Consider the following 18,867-nt stretch of genomic DNA (forward strand, 5'->3'; position numbering starts at 1 on the left):
CCTCGCAACCCTTTGCCGTCGGAGCGGAAGCTCCCAATCGAAAATCGAGAATCGAAAATCCAAAATACCAACACCATGAACATCGAGAAATACCTGTCCCCCATCCCCGGCGATGATCCCGCCGGCGCCGACCTCTCAGCCAGCGGCGCCATCTACGAGCTCGACCGCCTCATCGCCGGCAAACCCGAAACGCAATTCGCCCCCGCCGAGGAGGCCGACTGGCGCGCCGTCCGCGAAAAATGCGAGGAACTCCTCGCTCAGTCAAAAGACCTCCGCGTCGCCGCCGCCTACGCCAACGTCCTTCTTCGCCTCAAAGGCTGGGAAGGCTTTGCCGCCGGCCTCCTGCTCATCCGCAACTACCTCGAAACCGCATGGGAAGGCATCTACCCGCGCCTCGACCCCGACGACAACAACGACCCGCAGGAACGCGTCAACGCCCTCAACGTCCTCGGTGCCCCCGTCGGCACCGCGGGCGACCCCTACAAAACGATCGCCGTCCTCCGCACCACCCCCATCACCCAATCCGTGCAAGCCGGCAACTGGGGCCTCGACGCCATCCTCGCCGCGCGCGACAACGTCCCCATGCTCGACGGCAACCCCGCCCCCTCGACCGCAATCATCGACGGCGCGTTTAGCGAGAGCCCGCCCGACTTTGTCTCGGCGACCCTCGAAAACATCACCACCGCGCTCGATTGCGCCCAGGCGATCAACAACTATTTCACCGACACCCTCTCCGCCTCCGCCTGGCCCAACTACGAAATCCTCATCGCCGACCTCCAGCGCATCAAAAACACCATCGACGCGCACCAAAGCGGCGCCGGTGCGTCCGCCGACTCGGACGACTCCGCCGCCGCGCCGGCCTCCGCAGGAGGAGCGGCCCCCGCCCGCGCCTCGGCGCCCGGCGGCATCTCCTCGCGCGAGGACGTTGTCCGCACCCTCGACCTCATCATCCGCTACTACGCGCAAAACGAACCCGCGAGCCCCATCCCCCTCATGCTCGAGCGCGTAAAACGGCTTGTCCCCATGAGCTTTATGGAAATTATCAAGGACATGACCCCCGACGCCATGGACCGCGTAACCCTCATCACAGGAGCCAAACCACCCGAGGAAGAATACTGACTCCAAATCCCTTTTATTGCGGGCACAAACACCGCCTTAAAACAACTCGTTAGGAAACCAACAAACAACTAACCAACCACAACAACAACCAACCCCCCTAAAACAACATGGCAAAAGCAAGCAGTCAGAAGTTCATCGCGCGCAATCGCGCCCCCCGAGTCCAGATCGAATACGATGTGGAACTCTACGGCTCCGAGAAAAAAGTCCAGCTCCCGTTCGTCATGGGCGTCATGGCCGACCTCTCGGGCAATCCAGCCGAGCCCCTCGACCCCGTCGCGGACCGCAAATTCCTCGAGATCGACGTCGATAATTTCGACGAGCGCATGAAATCGGCCAAACCCCGAGTCACGCTCCAGGTGCCCAACACCCTCACAGGCGAAGGCAACCTCAACGTCGAGCTCAACTTCGAGTCGATGGACGACTTCTCGCCCGCCGCCATCGCCCGCAAAGTGGACGCCCTCAACAAGCTCCTCACCACCCGCGAGCAACTCTCGAACCTCCTCACCTACATGGACGGCAAGACCGGCGCCGAGGACCTCATCACCAAGCTCCTCAACGACCCCGCCCTCCTCCAATCCGTCTCCGCCGCCGCCAAACCCGCCGACGAAGCCAAATAACTCCAAACATTAAACCCTAAACTCTAAACTAAACAAAACCATGGCCGACGAAGCCCAACAACAAGCCGCTGGCGGCGGAGCGACCGCCGAATACAGCGAATTCCAATCACTGCTCAACAAGCAGTTCAAACCCAAGACCGACGAGGCCAAGACCGCGGTCGAGGCCGCCGTGCAAACCCTCGCGCAGCAGGCCCTCTCCGCCACCACCCTCATCTCGGACAACGCCATCAACACCATCGAGGCCATCATCGCCGAGATCGACAAAAAGCTCACCGAACAAATCAACCTCATCCTCCACCATGAGGACTTTACCAAGCTCGAAGGCGCCTGGCGCGGCCTCTCGCACCTCGTCAACAACACCGAAACCGACGAGTCCCTGAAAATCCGCGTCCTCAACATCTCGAAAAAGGACATCGCCAAGACGCTCAAGAAGTTCAAAGGCACCGCCTGGGACCAGAGCCCCCTCTTCAAGAAAATCTACGAGGAGGAATTCGGCATGCCCGGCGGCCAGCCCTACGGCGCGCTCATCGGCGACTACTACTTCGACCACTCGCCCCCGGACATCGAAATGCTCCAAGGCATGGCGCAGATCGCCGCCGCCGCGCACGCGCCCTTCTTCGCCGCCGCCGCGCCCACGCTCCTGAACATGGAGTCCTGGCGCGAACTCAGCGACCCGCGCGACCTCACGAAGATATTCCAGACACCGGAATACGCCTCGTGGCGCTCGCTCCGCGAATCCGACGACGCCATGTATCTCGGCCTCACCCTCCCGCGCTTCCTCGCCCGCATCCCCTACGGCGCGAAGACAAACCCCGTCGAGGAGTTCGCCTTCGAGGAGGACATCACCGGCAACGACCACAACAAATACGTCTGGTCCAACGCCGCCTACGCCATGGGCACGAACATCACCCGCTCGTTCAAGACCTACGGCTGGTGCTCGCGCATCCGCGGCGCCGAGTCCGGCGGCATGGTCGAAGGCCTCCCCGTGCACAGCTTCCCGACCGATGACGGCGGCGTGGACATGAAATGCCCCACGGAAATCGCCATCACCGACCGCCGCGAAGCCGAGCTCGGCGCCAACGGCTTCCTCCCGCTCTCGCACTGGAAAAACACCGACTACGCCGTGTTCGTGGGCGCGCAATCGCTCAACAAACCGCAGCAATACGAGGACCCGGATGCCACCGCGAACGCCAACCTCGCCGCGCGCTTCCCCTACCTCTTCGCCACCTGCCGCTTCGCGCACTACCTCAAGTGCATCGTCCGCGACAAGATCGGCTCCTTCAAGGAAAGGGAGGACATGAAAAACTGGCTCTCCAAGTGGGTAAACCAATACGTCACCACCGATCCGACCGCCTCCGAGGACGCCAAGGCCCGTTTCCCCCTGGCGGCCGCCGAAGTCGTGGTGGACGACGTCGCCGGCAACCCCGGTTACTACTCGGCGAAGTTCTACCTGCGCCCGCACTATCAACTTGAAGGCCTGACGGTCTCCCTCCGCCTCGTCTCCAAGCTCCCCTCCGCCAAGAAATAACCCTCAACCGGATTCGGCGCGCGGCGGCCATACACGCCGCGCGCCAGCCCGCCTACTCTCCACCTTTTTTCGGCACGGCAGCGCCCTAACTGTAAACAGTAAACTGCAAACCCGCGCCGCGGTCATTACAAACAAACCGTCTCATTGTAATCACAAAATCATTTATTCCCCCGCACCGCCCCCCACCTTCAATTTAATATTAAAACTAAAACCACTGCTCCCTGCCCATGTCCTCAAAAGAAACCCTCATCGACGCTTATATGAAGTGTGACGATATCGAAGGCAGCTACTGTGTCGACAAAACCCACGACGAAAATGGCGGCCTGCTCGATCTCATCACCAGCTTTGCCAAACAGAAAGAGCCGCACGAGGGCTGGTCGGAAGTATATGGATTCAACTATTCACTGGCCAAAGAGCATCCCGAAATTGAAATCACAAAACCCATCGATGCGGCATCCAATGAATTGTTCATCCGCTGCATGAAAAAGAACTCCTTGCAAAACCAAGGAGGGAAAAATGCGTCCGCCCACATATTTCAGGAAATAACCCTGCACATGTGCCGCTGGGTCGACACGGATGAAGATGGTGTTATCGACACATTCCAGACGTTTCTTGAATACGTTTTCTACGAATGCTCCATCACAAGTTACGACACCGACATCGACTTCGAGGCTGACGATATTCCCGAGGAAAAAATCTCCATTACATTCAAGAAAATGAAAATGAGACATTTCCACCCGGAGGAATCCACGGAGTTCGGCTGGGATTTCGGCACGCAAGCGGAAATCCAATAAAACCCCTATTCAACCACGCCCGCGCCCAACCTGCAACCGACATGCCAATCTACGCCTATATAAAAATTCCCGGAATCCAAAACTCCGAGTCCACGGACGAAAAATATGGGAAGGAATGGATACCGATCCGCTCATTCAAATTCAAGACCGAGGCCAGTGTCGAAGATGAAACCACGAACAGGCAGAGCGGGGAAGACGATGCCCCGAGTGAGACAGGCGCGGGCGTGCCGCGCCAAACCAGCGATTCAAAGAAGAGGTTCAATCATATCAAAAACCGCCTGGAAAGGTGGGCTCGCGGGGAAAGATCACCGGCGATGAGGGAGAGTGCCGCCGAGGCGGACGGAGAAATAACTGTCGACAAGTGGCTCGATGCCACCAGCCCCAAACTGCACAACCTTTGCCAAGAATGCTCAAAATTTGCCACAGACCAATATATTAAAGGCATGGTGGAGGTTCATATTTGCCGCCAAATCCAATCCGAAGAAGGAGACAAGGCGAGCCGCGAAGCCTATTTGGGATATGTATTGGAGAACTGCCGAATATCCAGTCTCTCCGTCACCGCCTCCACAAGTTCCAACATGGTGGAGACGTTCACCATAAAATTTGAAATGGTGACCTCCTGCATAAGGCAGCCCAAGCAGAACTTGTGGCAAAACTTGAAATGGAATTTTCTCTCCGAGGACACGGATTCCGCCAGTAAACTCTCAACCCCGTAACAACCCTGTCTTCACATGATTTTCTGGCGCCGCGCCGCCAGTCTCCTGACACAAAAAACCGCCTCACGCGCGTAAGGGCAACCAAACTCACAACCTTAGAAAATATATAAAACATCATGGCATTCGATGCATACATGCGGTTTCTCGAACCCAAAGTGGAAGGAGAGGCCAAACTTAGTGCGAATTATCAAACGGACAGCGCCGACGGCAATTCCGGGTGGATAGACATATCCGACTACGGTTTTTCCGCCACCATGGCGGTGACCCCGGCCCGCTCGGGCGGCACAGGCGCCGCCACCACGGGAAAAGGCAAACTCGAGCCTTTCACCTGCAAGAAAAGAGCGGACGCCACCAGCATGAGCCTGGCGTTTCACGCCGCCGCGGGCACCATCTTCAAGCGAATCGTGGTTAATCTTTTTGCCACGCTCGACGAGGGCGGCGCAAAGCACAAGCCCCACCAATTCCTCACTGTCGTCTTGCAAGGCGCGGTCATCAGCGCCTACAAGTTTTCCGGCTCGGCGGGCGATGACCTTCCCGAGGAGGAGATATCGATCACCTACGGTTCCATTGAATACAAATACAATGGTTTTAGCGTGGATGAGGAAACCGGGGCCATCACTCCGGGCGGCAAAAAAAGCGTGTTCAGTTGGAGCACCATCAAAAACTCGGGAAGCAAGGCCTGAGATCAATAATATCAACCAATATACAATTAAAACCAACTCTATAACATCATGGCATTAGAAGCATATCTATACATTGAGGGCGTTCAGGGCGACTCCACTAGCGAGGTGGGCAAGAGCGCCTCGGAGATCCCGGCGGGCGCGGGCCCCATCGAAATAAACTCGTTTTCACTCGACCTCAACATGCCCCTCGTTGAAAACCGCTCGGGAACCGGGGCTGTCACAGTGGGACGCGCCAATTTCGAGGATTTCGAAACTGGAAAGTCGCTGGATATCTCCTCGGGCACCCTTCTTTTTTATTGCCTCTCCGGAAAGCATATAAACAGGGCGGTTGTCATGGTTTATCGCGCCGCTGGCGAAGGCGACCAAGGCAAACCCACGCGTTACCTGAAAATCACATACAGCAATATCGTGATCACCGAAGTCAATATTACCGGAAGCGGCGATGAAATGCCCTCGGAAACGTTGAAGTTCAACTACGGCAAGGTTGCCTATACCTATTATAAGACCGACGCCAGAACTGGCGCGGCCACAGGTCAGCTTGCCAACTTCTTCTGGGATCGTGTCGAAAACTCCGGCACGAAAGCCGGTTGATCGTTGTGATAGCCAGCATATCGCACAGCGCAGCGCAGGAGCCCGCCCTGCGCTGCCTTGCGGGCTTTGCACGACGCGGGTTTCATATCCGTTTGCCGTAATTTCCCTCCACCCTCCGCTTTTCCATCATGTCCGATCCCGCCGACCACCTCAAGCAAGCCGACCTCGACGCCACGCTCGCGGCCGCCAACGCCGCCGTCCGCGCCAACCCCGCCGACCCGAAGGCCCGCGCATTCCTCTACCAGCTCAACTGCGTGCTCGGCCGCTGGGAAAAGGCGCTCGACCAGCTCGCCATCTACGCCGGCCTCATCCCCGACGACCCCGACGCGCGCGTCACCACGCGCCTCCACCAAATGGCAATCCAGTGCGAGGTTTTCCGCGCCGAAGTTTTCGCCGGCAAACGCACCCCGCTCATCCTCGGCGAACCCGACCAATGGCTCGCGCCCCTCATGCAGGCCAACCAGCTCCTCGCACAAGGCAAGCCCGAGGCCGCCGCCGCGCTCCGCGACCAGGCATTCGACGCCGCACCCGCCACCTCGGGCAAAATCGACGGCAAACCCTTCGAGTGGATCGCCGACGCCGACACCCGCCTCGGCCCCGTCATCGAGCTCCACATGGAGGGCAAATACTACTGGGTGCCCATGAGCCGCATCAAACGCATCGCGTTCGAAGCGCCGGGCAACCTCATCGACCTCGTCTTCGCGCCCGCGCAATTCGTCTGGAGCAACGGCGGCGAAGGCGCCGGCTTCATCCCCGTGCGCTACGCTCCCGTCGGCGCCCCCGACTCCGCGCCCGACTCCAAGTGCGCGCTCTCCCGTCTCACACAATGGACCGAGCTCCCGGGCAACTTCACCGTCGGTTCCGGCCAGCGCATGTTCGCCACCGACGAAACCGAGCACCCCATCCTCGACCTCCGCATCATCGACCTGGAAACATAAAAACATTTTCGATTTTCGATTCTCGATTTTCGATTGCGCGCTACCGCGCGATCTCGAGGTCGGAAATGGAGCGGAAGCTCCCAATCGAAAATCGAGAATCAAAAATCGAAAATTAAATTTCCTCCGTGCCGCCCGACGACCAACACTTCAAACGCATCCACCCGTGCCTCCTTGACCGCCTGCTTGACGACAATTCCGCAAGCAAGGTCGAGGGACGCAACGCGCGTGTCATTTCCTCGCAAGCCTACCGCGAGGGCGTCCTGCGCGACCTCACCTGGCTCTTCAGCACCAGCGCGCACCTCCCCGTCGAGGGATCGCGCCCCGGAACCGAGTTTCGCATCGGCGATTTCCCCGAAGTCGAGCGCTCCGTTTTTAATTTCGGCATCCGCCACCTCTTCGGCCTGACCGCCCCCGACATGGGCGCGCTTGAGGATTCCCTCTACGACGCCATCTGCGTCTTCGAGCCGCGCATCATAAAAAGCACCCTCTCCGTCCGCGCCACCATGCTGAACCAGCTCGTCAGCTTCGAAATCCGCGGCGACCTCTGGGCCAACCCCATCCCCGAAAAACTCTTCATCAAAACCCAGGTCGACATCGAAGCCGGCGCCGGCCAGGCCATCAGCAGCTTTAGCGCAAAATAAACAACACTCAACACCACCTCGACTTATATCGACTCGCGTCGACTTAAATCGACTTACGTCGCCACATGGACAAACGCTTCCTCGATTATTATAACAACGAACTCCGCCACCTCCGCGTGTCGGCGGCCGAGTTTGCGCAGGAGTTCCCCAAAATCGCCGGACGCCTCGCGCTCGACACCGCCGGCGCCGACACCTGCCCCGACCCCTACGTCGAACGCCTCCTCGAAGGCTTCGCCTACCTCGCCGCCCGCGTCCACCTCAAGCTCGACGCCGAGTTCCCCCGCTTCACCCAGTCGCTCCTCGAAACAATCTACCCGCACTTCCTCACCCCCATCCCCTCGATGGCCATCGTCCGCTTCGCCGCCGACGAAAAGGAGGCCAACCTCGCCAAGGGCGCCGTCATCCCACGCGGCTCCATCCTGAAAAGCATCCTCGGCAAAGGCGACCGCACCCCCTGCACCTTCCGCACCGCGCACGACGTCAACCTCCTCCCCGTCCGCATCGAGGAAGTCCGTTACTACACCCGCGACGTCGCCGCCCTCAACCTCCCCCGCAACCTCGGCGCCAAGGCCGCCATCCGCATCCGCATCAAGGCCACCGCCGGACTCACCTTTAACAAAATCGCGCTCAACGAACTCGTCCTCCACCTCACCGGCGCGAGCGACCTCCCCGCCTCCATCTTCGAGCAAATCATCGCCCACCAGCTCGGCGTCGTTGTCCAGTCCCCCGCCCGACGCGGCAAAATCGTCTCCATCTCCGGCCCCGAGCACGTCACCCGCGTCGGCCTCGAGGAAAACGAGGCGCTCCTGCCCCCCAGCCCGCGCTCCTTCGAGGGCTACCGCCTCCTCCGCGAATACTTCGCGTTCCCCCAGCGCTTCCTCTTTTTCAAAGTTGGCAACCTCTCCGAAAACCTCGCCGCCGAGTGCGCCATCGACACGCAACTCGACATCGTCATCCCCCTCGCGCAACAGGAACCCCGCCTCGAAAACCGCATCGACGCCTCCAACTTCGCCCTCCACTGCGCCCCCGTCATCAACCTCTTCCCCAAGTCGCTCGACCGCATCCAACTCTCCGAATGGCTCTCCGAGTTCCACGTCGTCCCCGACCGCAACCGCCCCCTCGATTTTGAAATCTTTCAAATCGACTCCGTGCGCGGCCTCGGCGAAACCGCCGACGAACAACAAACCTTCAACCCCTTCTACATGGCGAAGGACACCGACCTCACCTCCGCCGCCTACTACACAAGCATCCGCCAGCCCCGCATCCTCACCGCCCGCGAAAAACAATTCGGCAAAAAAAGCGACTACACCGGCACCGAAGTCTTCATCTCGCTCGTCGATGCCAACGCCGCCCCCTACCGCGCCGACCTCCGCCAGCTCGCCATCCAGGCCCTCTGCACCAACCGCCACCTCCCCATCCAAATGGCCATCGGCGTCACCACCGCCGATTTCACCATGGAAACCAGCGCGCCCATCACCGGCATCCGCTGTATCGCCGGCCCCACCGAACCGCACCCCTCCATGGCCGAGGGCCGCTTCACCTGGCGCCTCATCAGCCACCTCTCGCTCAACTACACCTCGCTCGTCAACTCCGCCGACGGACGCAACTCCACAGCCCTCCGCGACATCCTCAAACTCTACATCGAGGACGACAACCGCGAGCTCGCCCGCCAAATCGAAGGCCTCACCGCCGTGCAAGCCCGCCCCGTGATCCGCCGCTCGCCCACGCCCGGCCCGATCACCTTCGGACGCGGCCTCGAAGTCACGCTCACCTTCGACGAATCCGCCTTCGAAGGCACCGGCGTGTTTCTCCTCGCGAGCGTCCTAGAGCAATTCCTCACCAAATACGCCACCATAAACTCCTTCACCGAAACCGTGATCCGCACCGAACAACGAGGCGAAATTGCCCGATGGAAACCCACGGCGGGAAAACGCGCGGTGCTCTAGGCGAAAAACCAGCGACAGCAGCCAGCACAACAACCCAAACCCAATAATACCATCATGGCAAAAATACTAAAAAAAGGCGTCAACAACGACTACGTCACGATCCTCCAGGAAATACTCAACGAAAAGTGCAAGGCCAACCCCAAACTCAAACCCGATGGAGACTTTGGCCAGGCAACCGAAAAAGCGGTCGCGGCCTTTCAGTCGAAATACAAAATCAAAGGCGACAAGAAAGGCACGGTTGGCCCTGAGACGGCGGCAAAACTGCTTGAAATCACGAGCAAGGCCAAAAAACTCGCCGTCTATTGCGGTGTGGTTGCGGAGGAAAAAGCCGAGGAAAAAAAGGAGGCCAAACCGGAAAAAATGGAGCCGCTTTGGGACTTGGCTGTCCGGCACGATGTTATCGCTAACATGCTGCAAATCACAAAAAGAAAAGGCACCGGGATCTGGAGCAATTTGTTCAATGACGGGAAAAAAGCCACGATATGCCACAATTGGCTCAATGGCTATGGCAAGGGCTATGCGGACTACGGCAGAAAGCAAAGCTGGAAGAAATGGGCCATCTTTACCAAAGGGCAAATCCACCCGAATTATGCCAAGGACATCGCCGAGTATCTTGCCCCGCTGTGGCCGTTTTACGAGCTGGATGCGAAGTTTGCCCACTGCATCCCCTCCGCGCTGGTGACTGCGCTGCCCGTCAACGTTGACCTGAAAACGAAAGACGTGGAGTCCGCGATCAAAAGAAGCGGCGCCATCAGGGTTCTGCTCTTCGCATCCCTGAGCAATGCCGGCACGAAACACATGCACAACCTAAGCGGAGCTTCCGGGCAGGCGATAGCCAAGCACACAGCCGAATATTTCTACAAACACTGCAAGGACGCCGTCAAAACCCTGCTCACGGAATCAGGAAGAAAAGACCTGCTCAAAAAAGCGGGCCTTGCATAACACCCTCCGCCTGGCACGGCGGCGATTTTGAGCCCCGCCAAAATCGCCGCCATCCGTCCCATCCGTCCCACCGGTTCCACATAGTCCCATTCCGCAATGTCCGAGCAAACACCAGCCTCCCCCGAGTCCTCCATCACCTCCATGGACTTCTACCGCGCGGTCCGCATGCTCGACGCCGCGCACCCCGACCTCCCGCGCACCGGCGAAGCCTACACCCCCGCGCAAGAAGCCATCCGCTTTGGCCAGAAACCCGAACTCGTCTTTGCCCGCACCCCCATAGAGTCATTCTCCCCCGCGACCGAAACCGCCCCGCCGCGCCTCTACGTAAACTTCCTCGGCCTCTTCGGCCCCAATGGCCCCCTGCCCATCCACCTCACCGAGCACGCCCGCAGCCGCGACCGCCACCACGGCGACCGCACCTTCGCCGCCTTCTGCGACATCTTCCACCACCGCATGATCGCGCTCTTCTACCGCGCATGGATGGTGAACCAACTCTCCGCCGACCTCGACCGCCCCGACCGGCAAACCTTCTCCCACTACATCGGCGCCATGTTTGGCGCGGCGGACGACGCCCCCGCGCCCACCGAAAACGACAGCATCCCCCTCAACGCAAAACTCTACTACACCGGACGCCTCTCCTGCCCCACGCGCAACATCGAAAGCCTTGAGTCCATAATCTCCGAGTTCTTCAGCGTCCCCGCGACCATCGAAACCCTAGTCGGCCGCTGGATACCGCTGCCCAAGGACTGCTACTGCGGCCTCGGCGGACGCACCACCGATTCCACGCTCGGCCAGAACGCAATCATCGGCACCCGCGTCTGGGACACCCAGCTCAGCTTCCGCGTGAACCTCGGCCCCATGCGCTACGCCGATTACAAGCGCCTCCTGCCCCGCGGCGAATCCTTCCGCCGCCTCCGCGACTGGATATTAAACTATGCCGGAGCCGAACTCTATTGGGACGCCCGCCTCGTCATCCGAGCCGACGAAATCCCCATGCTCCGCCTCGGTGGCGCGGACGGCGGCCAGCAACTCGGCTGGACCACCTGGCTCCACTCCAACCCGCCCACCCGCAACCACGGCGACCTCCTAGTCACGCCAAAAACCTGACGGCCCTCGCCCTGTGGATTACAAACAAAACCGCCCATTGTAATCACAATATATTTCCGCTCCGCCCCGCGCCCGGCATTCTTCCCCTTGAAAACCACGCGAGACACCCTCCGAAAAAACAAGCCTCGCATAACACAACATTAACAAAAAACACCACCACAATGCCGCAATTCAAACAACCGCCAGCCCCGCCCAGTATTGACGTAAACTCATGGAATAAAAAACGTGAGCTTCTCTCTAAGAAAAAACCATCGGGCGTTACCGAGGCCATCAAAAGCTTTCAAGACGCGTATAAAAAAGCGGACTGGACCGCCTATAAAAAAATATCCGGTTACGTAATCAAAGCTGACGGACTCGCCGGCAACGCCGGCCCCTCCGTGATCAAGGAATTTAACATGCTGAGGCAAACGGTGGCCGCCCAAAAAGCCTCCGTCGAAAGCGGCCCCATGTCCAAACTATACAAGGCCGCCATCAGCCTCCACAAAACGGCAAAGGAAGCCTCCAAAATGTTTGCCGACGCCAAATACCCGAAAGCCTCCAAGGCCGCCGCCGAAATCGCCGTCGACGCCCTCTTCTTCTCGGGGGAAATCAAGCCCGATGTCATGGTGAAATTCTGGGACGACCTTCTCAAGGAATCCATCACCGAGCTGAACGGCAAAATAGCATACGCCCTCACCATAAAAATAGGCTCCTGCGCCGACAAAAACATCGCGTTTCTAGCCAACATCGGCAAGCAGCTCAAAACCGATAAAAAGGGAGCCGTCGAAGCCTTCAACAAGGCATCGGATGATAACATCGCCCGTCGCACTCTCGTCCAAGTATGCGCTCGCATCACCATGGCCGAACTCTTCAACATCTCCTCATACCCTCTGGCGAAAGCCAAAAAAATTCAGCAAGACCTGAGCCCCTGGGCAATGAGCCACAAGAAAGTCACCGAAGACACACTCTCGGAAACGCTCTTCCTTGTGGTTTCCCTCCTCAAAGACGCCAAGACACTCCCTGACGACGTCGGCCCGATAAAACTGTGACGATGACACCACAACGCCGCGCCCAATTCTAAGCACGCGCCCTCCGCCTTATATCCCCCAATAATACATGACCGCGGATTACACGAATAAACACAGTGGGGGGGCGTCGCTTGCGACGCCCGGTTTGTCATCGGGGATAATCCGTGTAATCCGTGGTCAAAATAAAAACTCGAAACTTCGGTTGCGGCTGCGCCGCGCCAAGTAATCCGCGGCCAAAATATTATCCCCCATAGCCACTAATTAAACAACATCGGCTCCAGCCCCCTCAAAAACAATCAACAAAAACTGCACCACCATGCCCTCTCCAATTCTCATCCCCAAAACTCTCACCAAATCCAACTGGGACAAAAACAAGGGTCTCATGGCAAAACTCCAGGGAGCCACCGGCATCGGCCCCGCCATGGAAAAGCTCGACTCCGCGCACACTGCCATCGACTGGTCCGTCTTCACCCCCCGCGCCACCCGCGACTGGACCGACGCCCTCATCGACGACCTCAAAAAACGCGCCGACACCGAGGCAAAAAAAATCAAACCCCTCGCCGCCGCCGCCCAAGCCCTCGTCACCACCGCCTCCAAAACCGAGTCCGACTGGAAAAAATCAAAAACCATCCCCAAAAAATCCCTCGACCTCATCGTCGCCATAAAAGCCGACGCCCTCAAGCTCGTCTCCGCCATCACCGCATACAACTTCATGGCAGACATCTCCAAGCTCAAACCCGGAGCCTCCGCCGCCCTCCAAATCGACGGAATCACCAAGTTTGAAAGAAACTACGGCGACATCGGGAAAAAGATAAACGACGCCACCAAAAGCAAAGTCTTCACCCTCCCTCCCTCCCTCGTCGTCACCTACATCAGCATGCCCGACATGGGCGGCAAGGAAAACGCCTACATAACCGCCGTCATCTCCGACGCCATGGGAACCGCCGTCACCGACACCATCAGGGACATCACCAATATAATAACAAACGCGGACAAGGTTTTGCCCAAATTCCAGACGGACGCCCGGGTCTCCTTCACCGACAAGGTTAAAAAGACCGTGGAGTCGAAACTCGACGCCCTCTACACGCAACTCGACAAAATCCCCCAGGAAAAATGGCGCGAGTTCACCGCCGCGAAAAAACAATACAAGGCCTACAAGCTCGAAAGCAAAAAGAAGGTCGCCAAAAGCGGCCTCGGCGTCGCCCTCTCCGCCCTCAAATTCGCCGGGGCCAGCGGCCCCGCCGCCATCGCCGGGGCCATCGTCGGCACCCTCACCGGACTCGCGAAACTGGGCGCGGTTTTATACAGCCTCGGCAAGGAGGTCGAAAGCTCCGGAAAAAGCGTGACAAAAACCGCCGCCAAACTGCTCGCTAAATATCAAACCGCCGCGAAAAAGGAGGCCTACCTCAACCTCGCCATCGACACCCTCGACATCCCCCTCCTCGACACCGCCAGAAAACTCAAGGACGAGGTCGAGCTATGGGACAACAAAACCGCCGGCCTTCATTACAACGCCGCCAAGGCCGCCAAGGCGCTACCCCCGCTCATGGAGTCCAATCTCGAATTCAGCGTCAATGGCGGCGACCCGAAGGCCATGGCCAAACTGGAGGCCAAACTCGACGCCCTCCTGGAAAAAATAATCTCCCTCTCCAAAAGATACTCCAAGAACAAGTCGAATATTAAAAAATGCGCACCCGCCGTTGAGATTATATTAAAGAAGGACAAGGAGGTTCTCGGCAAACTCACCATGCTCCCCGAAATAGTGAACCTCGTCACCTCGGTCGTCAGCCTCAAGGACGCCGAGGACATGATCGACGTCGCCCAGGGCCTGATCGACCTCAAGGACAACATCTCCGACTTCAAGAAAGCCGCCAAGGAAGCGTGATTCGCAATACACGCAACAATCCATTAAAATAATATAAACAACACACATACCACTGCGATGAAACTCTCACTCCCCCCCCTCCTCAAAAATCTCAAGAAAAACGACTGGAAACTCCTCAGCTCCAAAAAATCCAAAGTTCCAGCCCTCCTCACCGCCGTCGAAACCGCCTACGCCAACATTGCCCCGGACGATTTTGATATTCCCGAAAACCACGTTGATATTAAGAACTGGAACGCCGTCATGGCGGCGCAAGTCAAGGCCCACATAACGCCCATGCGCGCGGCGCTGAAGGCGCTGGGCGACGCCGCGATCGCCGAATCCGCCGATTATAAAGTCGGCAGCGGCCTCGCCAGCAAGTCTGACGCCCAGAAAATAAGCAAAGCCGCCGGCCAGATGGAGGCGCAACTCAACAAGGCCGTCCTCGATCTGAGCAACCATTACAGGCCCCTTGGCCAAAATGTGGCCGAAGCCTACGCGGCCTATGAAAAATCCCTCGGCACGCGCAAAATGATGATCGCCCGCTTCAAGCTCATCGCCTCCGGCGCCAAGACGCTGATAAAAAACATCAACGATATTATAAACGATAAAAACCGCCAAATCACGGAGGCCGAAATCAAAAACTTCGCAACCCGCATCGATGCCTTGAAAACGGACGTCAAGAACGGTGTGAAAATCATAGATGCCACGCCCGGCGCAAGAATAGCGATGCCCGCCGGCATCTCGATGTATAAAAGCTATTTCAAATCGCTTCACGATGAGTGCCAAAAGGCCATGGCTCCGTTCACAGATGCTCTCGGCAAGGCGCCCGCCCTGATCGACGCCGCCGAAACCCTGCTCAAGGCGGCCAAGGGCAAGCGACCCAAAACCAATGTGAAAGAGTTCGATCTGCTGGATAAGTATTATGCCAAATTGAAGAAGCTGGAGGGGGCGGTGGACACGGAAACGGATAAACTCGTGGCGGAATGGAAAAAAAGAAAAGGGCCAGTGGCCATGATGGCGAAAAACCCGGAACTGCGCCGCGACGCAACCTCCAAGATAAAGGAGATCAAGAACATGGTCGCAAAGCTCTCAGCCTCGGCAAAGCAACTGCAAACGCTCACGGCTGCCTTCATGAAGACAAAAGAATACAAGATCGTCGAAGCCAATTCCATGGCTGTTTATACAAACCTCGCAAAAACCTGCATTCAAACCGTCAACGAAGCCGGGGAAACCATCGGCGGCGCGAATGCTTGGATCGCCGAAATGATTGCGGAAATCAAGGCGTGACACCCGCACCCAAGGCGCCATCAAGCCGGCGACACATACACAAATCAAAAATACAAATAGAAGGACTCCAACCATGCCCAACGTGCAAAAAATCATCGTCCCCGCCCTCTTAACCCGTGCCCAATGGCAAGCGTATAAAAAGTCGAAAAAGACGAAAAACATTCCCGAAAGCGACCTCGGAAAAGCACTCGAATCGCTCGAAAAAATAATCGCATCCGTGAAATGGGACTACTTCTCCGAAAAGAACTGCGCCGCGCTTGCGAAAAAGAAAAACCCCGGCGAAGTCGCCACGCTTTTGACCAACTATTGGAACCCATTTGGGGAAAAAGCGAAAAAAGCCGTGAAGGAAATCATCGCCACCGCCAGTTATCTAAAAAAACTAACGGACGGCGAGGTTGCCAAGCACCTGAATTCCATCAGCAGAACAGCCGGCGATTTTTATGATTTTGAAATCAAAACATTCGTGCCTGACGCCAATTCGGTGACGGGACAGGCAAGGGCGGACACGCAAGGCTCGGACGCCGAAATCATCAAGCAAAGGGATCGCCTCAAAAAAGCGTTCTTGGAAACACAAATGCTCACAGGAAAATCCACCAATGCCGACATCGACGCCGTAATTGCCAAAATCGACCATCCCCTCCGGGATTTGGCCGTCAGCATGGGCAATGCAATTTCGCGCAATAACGCCCCCGCGGTCATCAACAAGGCTCTCGTGCTGAAAGCCGCCAAGGCCCAGCCCAAAATCGTCACTGCGCGCGCCGAGCTAAATAAGGCATGGGACAAATACATGACGGCAAGGCAAACCCTGCTCTCCAACATAGAAAAGGAAGTCTCCGAGCTGCTGGGCGAACTCCAATCCCTCCGCTAAACACTCCTCGATCAACAAGCGCACCCATAGAAAGCACACACCATGGCGCTCCCGTCCAAACTTGATTCAAAATATAATTATACCGCTTGGAAAAAAAGCGGCTACGCCGCCCCGGGAAAACGCCCTCCGGGTTTTTCAAAAGAACTCCCAAAGATCGAGGGTCTGCTGGGAGTTAAAAAGAAAAGCGCGGCGAATCTCAAGGAACTGCAAACCCGCCTTGAAAAGGCCGCTTCGATCGCCAGGGAACGAAGGCTGGATCTCATGACCCCGCTGGCAAGCATGAGCACAAAGAAAGTAAGGGAATTAAAAAATTACCTCGATGCCGCCCAAGAATACTACAAGGACCTGCGAGCGCAGATTACTCAGAAGATGATAGATGAGGCGGAGGAAAAGGATGAAAAAAAGAGGACAAATGATACCAACGAACAAAACGCTTATCGTTCCTGCCTTGCGAACCTAAAAGCTATTCTCAGTGAGCTGACTGCAAAGCGTGACTCCTATAAAGCTGACAAACCGAAGCTAAAACAAGCGCTCGCCAAGGCGAGGGATTATCTAAAAAAAATAGCGCCGGAGGCAAAGAAGCGCAAGGGGGCGCTTCAACTTGATGATGCGGCATTCGGCGCTTTTGATGAGGCTTATCTGGCAAGCGTTGTGCGCACTTATTGGGGGTTCGATGAGAAAGCGTATAATGTGAGTGCTGAATACGACAGGAGAATAAAAGAAATTCTTAAAGACGCCTCCGTTATCGGCAAAAAAGAATATAAGAAGGAATTAGGCGCTCTCACATCAAGCATCCAGTCTTGTCACCGCGAATGCGCATCACTCGCCAAGGAACTCGCGGGATTGCAGGCGCAACTGGCCAAATATTACAAGGACGGACCAATTATCTACAAAGCTTACAGCGGAAGGGATTTCAGGCTTCCTGGAGCCCACTGACAAATTCAAGTAACTATAAATATTATATAACATCATGGCCACGCCAAAACAATTAAAACTCCCCTACACACATGCCCAATGGTCCGCGTATAAGAAAAACGCCAGGAAAAAAAACGGGGCCGATTTGACAACAAAGGTGGACTTCGGTCCCCGGCTTAAAAAAATCGAGTCTTTGTTCGGTAAAATACAATGGACCGAGCTTGAAGCCGCGACTGGTGACAAAATAGACGGACTGTGCGCCAGGCAGCTGGCGCCTGTGATTGAAGCCGTGAGGAAATTGGCCGATGACATTAAAACGGAGGCTGTCATTCCCGCCGGTGTGAAAAAACAAATCATTCCGGGATTTCTCGCCGATTTGATTAACTACGAAAAGTCCATCAAGGAGCATTGTAACAAACTGGACGCCAAAATTGAAAGGGACATGACCATACTGGACGAGGCCGCACTGGCAAAATTGGTGCTTTCAATAAAAAAACTCATAAAGGAGGCGGACGACTGCGATGAATACCGCCTCATGAATAACAAAATTAAAAACACACGCGCGCTCCCCGGAATAAACAACCGGATTCAACAATTAAACGCTCAAAGGGACGATATTCAAAAAGCCATCAAGGCCTTTGAGGGAGCCATCCGAAATCTCTCGAAACGCCTGGAATCCGCCAACAAAGTTCAGAGGCATAAATTCGAAGTTGCCTTCACCATTCACAAAACGCTTCGGCAGAGCTTCGAAAGGCTCAATTCCAAGCTGATGGAACTCACCGCTATAATCGCCGGTGACATGAAGGCGGGCATCAACGACGAGAAGTTGCTGGAAAAAACCCAAAAAACAGCATTGGACTCGCTGGACACCATGCTCAAATCCGCCGAGGCCGCCCGAAAGGAATTGGCGTCCATTGTCAAAAGCAAAAATTTACTTTTGGGAAAAACCAAGAAAATCAAAAAAAACGACTTTGTAAAACTGGCCTCGCGAATTGTGGACCGCCTGAATTCATTGAATGTCAGGGTGCAAGATTTGAGCGGACGGCAGATGGGCCACATCAGCCAATATGTGGACGCGCTGGCGAAAAAAGAGCCCCTGCGCGGCAAAGAAACAGTGGCGGCGGCTCGCGCTAAATTGAACCAATTCGGGCAAATCTCAGCCAACACAGCCGCCGATATTGATGAGGAACTAAAATTTGTTAAAAAACTATTCAAGGCAAACACGGCAATGGATGTCATTGAGCGAGCAAACATGAGCGGCACAAATATTCGGCAAGAAAAAAAAGTCCTCACAGATTGAGGCA

Annotated in this window: 18 protein-coding genes; all 18 read left to right on the forward strand. The window is 56.6% G+C overall.

Annotation, left to right across the window (positions count from 1 at the left end; genetic code table 11):
• Window positions 1-75: 75 nt before the first annotated feature.
• The 18 genes from tssA to M2103_RS04755 all read left to right on the forward strand — a co-directional run bounded on the left by tssA (window position 76) and on the right by M2103_RS04755 (window position 18,863).
• Complete coding sequence (gene tssA, locus M2103_RS04670) at window positions 76-1,119, forward strand: type VI secretion system protein TssA (protein ID WP_277509062.1); 1,044 nt, start codon at window positions 76-78, stop codon at window positions 1,117-1,119.
• A 107-nt stretch (window positions 1,120-1,226) separates the two neighbouring features.
• A complete protein-coding gene (tssB, locus tag M2103_RS04675) occupies window positions 1,227-1,736 on the forward strand; it encodes a type VI secretion system contractile sheath small subunit (RefSeq protein WP_277509064.1) in 510 nt (169 codons plus the stop codon).
• Window positions 1,737-1,776: 40 nt separating this feature from the next.
• Window positions 1,777-3,264, forward strand: a complete 1,488-nt coding sequence (gene tssC, locus M2103_RS04680) for a type VI secretion system contractile sheath large subunit (RefSeq protein WP_277509065.1) — start codon at window positions 1,777-1,779, stop codon at window positions 3,262-3,264.
• A gap of 227 nt (window positions 3,265-3,491) precedes the next feature.
• Complete coding sequence (locus tag M2103_RS04685) at window positions 3,492-4,058, forward strand: hypothetical protein (protein ID WP_277509068.1); 567 nt, start codon at window positions 3,492-3,494, stop codon at window positions 4,056-4,058.
• A 41-nt stretch (window positions 4,059-4,099) separates the two neighbouring features.
• On the forward strand, window positions 4,100-4,774 hold the full coding sequence (locus tag M2103_RS04690; protein WP_277509070.1) for a type VI secretion system tube protein Hcp: 675 nt from the start codon (window positions 4,100-4,102) through the stop codon (window positions 4,772-4,774).
• 116 nt (window positions 4,775-4,890) lie between these two features.
• Entirely contained in the window at window positions 4,891-5,457 is a 567-nt protein-coding gene (locus M2103_RS04695; protein WP_277509072.1) for a type VI secretion system tube protein Hcp, read from the forward strand.
• 48 nt (window positions 5,458-5,505) lie between these two features.
• Window positions 5,506-6,048 carry a type VI secretion system tube protein Hcp gene (locus M2103_RS04700; RefSeq protein WP_277509073.1) on the forward strand — a complete coding sequence of 181 codons (543 nt, stop codon included), beginning with the start codon at window positions 5,506-5,508 and terminating at the stop codon, window positions 6,046-6,048.
• 128 nt (window positions 6,049-6,176) lie between these two features.
• Entirely contained in the window at window positions 6,177-6,986 is an 810-nt protein-coding gene (locus tag M2103_RS04705) for a type VI secretion system accessory protein TagJ (protein ID WP_277509074.1), read from the forward strand.
• A gap of 125 nt (window positions 6,987-7,111) precedes the next feature.
• A complete protein-coding gene (locus tag M2103_RS04710) occupies window positions 7,112-7,627 on the forward strand; it encodes a GPW/gp25 family protein (protein ID WP_277509075.1) in 516 nt (171 codons plus the stop codon).
• A 65-nt stretch (window positions 7,628-7,692) separates the two neighbouring features.
• Window positions 7,693-9,573 carry a type VI secretion system baseplate subunit TssF gene (gene tssF / locus M2103_RS04715; RefSeq protein ID WP_277509076.1) on the forward strand — a complete coding sequence of 627 codons (1,881 nt, stop codon included), beginning with the start codon at window positions 7,693-7,695 and terminating at the stop codon, window positions 9,571-9,573.
• A gap of 54 nt (window positions 9,574-9,627) precedes the next feature.
• Complete coding sequence (locus M2103_RS04720; protein ID WP_277509077.1) at window positions 9,628-10,515, forward strand: peptidoglycan-binding protein; 888 nt, start codon at window positions 9,628-9,630, stop codon at window positions 10,513-10,515.
• Window positions 10,516-10,611: 96 nt separating this feature from the next.
• A complete protein-coding gene (tssG, locus tag M2103_RS04725) occupies window positions 10,612-11,622 on the forward strand; it encodes a type VI secretion system baseplate subunit TssG (RefSeq protein WP_277509078.1) in 1,011 nt (336 codons plus the stop codon).
• A gap of 161 nt (window positions 11,623-11,783) precedes the next feature.
• Window positions 11,784-12,650 (forward strand): hypothetical protein, encoded by an 867-nt coding sequence (locus M2103_RS04730; protein WP_277509079.1) that lies wholly within the window; start codon window positions 11,784-11,786, stop codon window positions 12,648-12,650.
• 295 nt (window positions 12,651-12,945) lie between these two features.
• Complete coding sequence (locus M2103_RS04735; RefSeq protein ID WP_277509080.1) at window positions 12,946-14,514, forward strand: hypothetical protein; 1,569 nt, start codon at window positions 12,946-12,948, stop codon at window positions 14,512-14,514.
• Between the two features lie 57 nt (window positions 14,515-14,571).
• Window positions 14,572-15,780, forward strand: a complete 1,209-nt coding sequence (locus M2103_RS04740; protein ID WP_277509081.1) for a hypothetical protein — start codon at window positions 14,572-14,574, stop codon at window positions 15,778-15,780.
• A 73-nt stretch (window positions 15,781-15,853) separates the two neighbouring features.
• A complete protein-coding gene (locus tag M2103_RS04745; protein ID WP_277509083.1) occupies window positions 15,854-16,648 on the forward strand; it encodes a hypothetical protein in 795 nt (264 codons plus the stop codon).
• Window positions 16,649-16,690: 42 nt separating this feature from the next.
• Complete coding sequence (locus M2103_RS04750) at window positions 16,691-17,584, forward strand: hypothetical protein (RefSeq protein ID WP_277509084.1); 894 nt, start codon at window positions 16,691-16,693, stop codon at window positions 17,582-17,584.
• 34 nt (window positions 17,585-17,618) lie between these two features.
• Entirely contained in the window at window positions 17,619-18,863 is a 1,245-nt protein-coding gene (locus tag M2103_RS04755) for a hypothetical protein (protein WP_277509086.1), read from the forward strand.
• The last annotated feature ends 4 nt before the right edge of the window (window positions 18,864-18,867 follow it).

Origin of the sequence: Ereboglobus sp. PH5-5, assembly GCF_029504805.1 — a bacterium.
GTDB lineage: Bacteria > Verrucomicrobiota > Verrucomicrobiia > Opitutales > Opitutaceae > Ereboglobus.

Bases quoted from the DNA above. Each gene is read 5' to 3' on its own strand.
- tssA (WP_277509062.1), top strand. From the start codon at position 76: ATGAACATCGAGAAATACCTGTCCCCCATCCCCGGCGATGATCCCGCC.
- tssB (WP_277509064.1), top strand. From the start codon at position 1,227: ATGGCAAAAGCAAGCAGTCAGAAGTTCATCGCGCGCAATCGCGCCCCC.
- tssC (WP_277509065.1), top strand. From the start codon at position 1,777: ATGGCCGACGAAGCCCAACAACAAGCCGCTGGCGGCGGAGCGACCGCC.
- M2103_RS04685 (WP_277509068.1), top strand. From the start codon at position 3,492: ATGTCCTCAAAAGAAACCCTCATCGACGCTTATATGAAGTGTGACGAT.
- M2103_RS04690 (WP_277509070.1), top strand. From the start codon at position 4,100: ATGCCAATCTACGCCTATATAAAAATTCCCGGAATCCAAAACTCCGAG.
- M2103_RS04695 (WP_277509072.1), top strand. From the start codon at position 4,891: ATGGCATTCGATGCATACATGCGGTTTCTCGAACCCAAAGTGGAAGGA.
- M2103_RS04700 (WP_277509073.1), top strand. From the start codon at position 5,506: ATGGCATTAGAAGCATATCTATACATTGAGGGCGTTCAGGGCGACTCC.
- M2103_RS04705 (WP_277509074.1), top strand. From the start codon at position 6,177: ATGTCCGATCCCGCCGACCACCTCAAGCAAGCCGACCTCGACGCCACG.
- tssF (WP_277509076.1), top strand. From the start codon at position 7,693: ATGGACAAACGCTTCCTCGATTATTATAACAACGAACTCCGCCACCTC.
- M2103_RS04720 (WP_277509077.1), top strand. From the start codon at position 9,628: ATGGCAAAAATACTAAAAAAAGGCGTCAACAACGACTACGTCACGATC.
- tssG (WP_277509078.1), top strand. From the start codon at position 10,612: ATGTCCGAGCAAACACCAGCCTCCCCCGAGTCCTCCATCACCTCCATG.
- M2103_RS04730 (WP_277509079.1), top strand. From the start codon at position 11,784: ATGCCGCAATTCAAACAACCGCCAGCCCCGCCCAGTATTGACGTAAAC.
- M2103_RS04735 (WP_277509080.1), top strand. From the start codon at position 12,946: ATGCCCTCTCCAATTCTCATCCCCAAAACTCTCACCAAATCCAACTGG.
- M2103_RS04740 (WP_277509081.1), top strand. From the start codon at position 14,572: ATGAAACTCTCACTCCCCCCCCTCCTCAAAAATCTCAAGAAAAACGAC.
- M2103_RS04745 (WP_277509083.1), top strand. From the start codon at position 15,854: ATGCCCAACGTGCAAAAAATCATCGTCCCCGCCCTCTTAACCCGTGCC.
- M2103_RS04750 (WP_277509084.1), top strand. From the start codon at position 16,691: ATGGCGCTCCCGTCCAAACTTGATTCAAAATATAATTATACCGCTTGG.
- M2103_RS04755 (WP_277509086.1), top strand. From the start codon at position 17,619: ATGGCCACGCCAAAACAATTAAAACTCCCCTACACACATGCCCAATGG.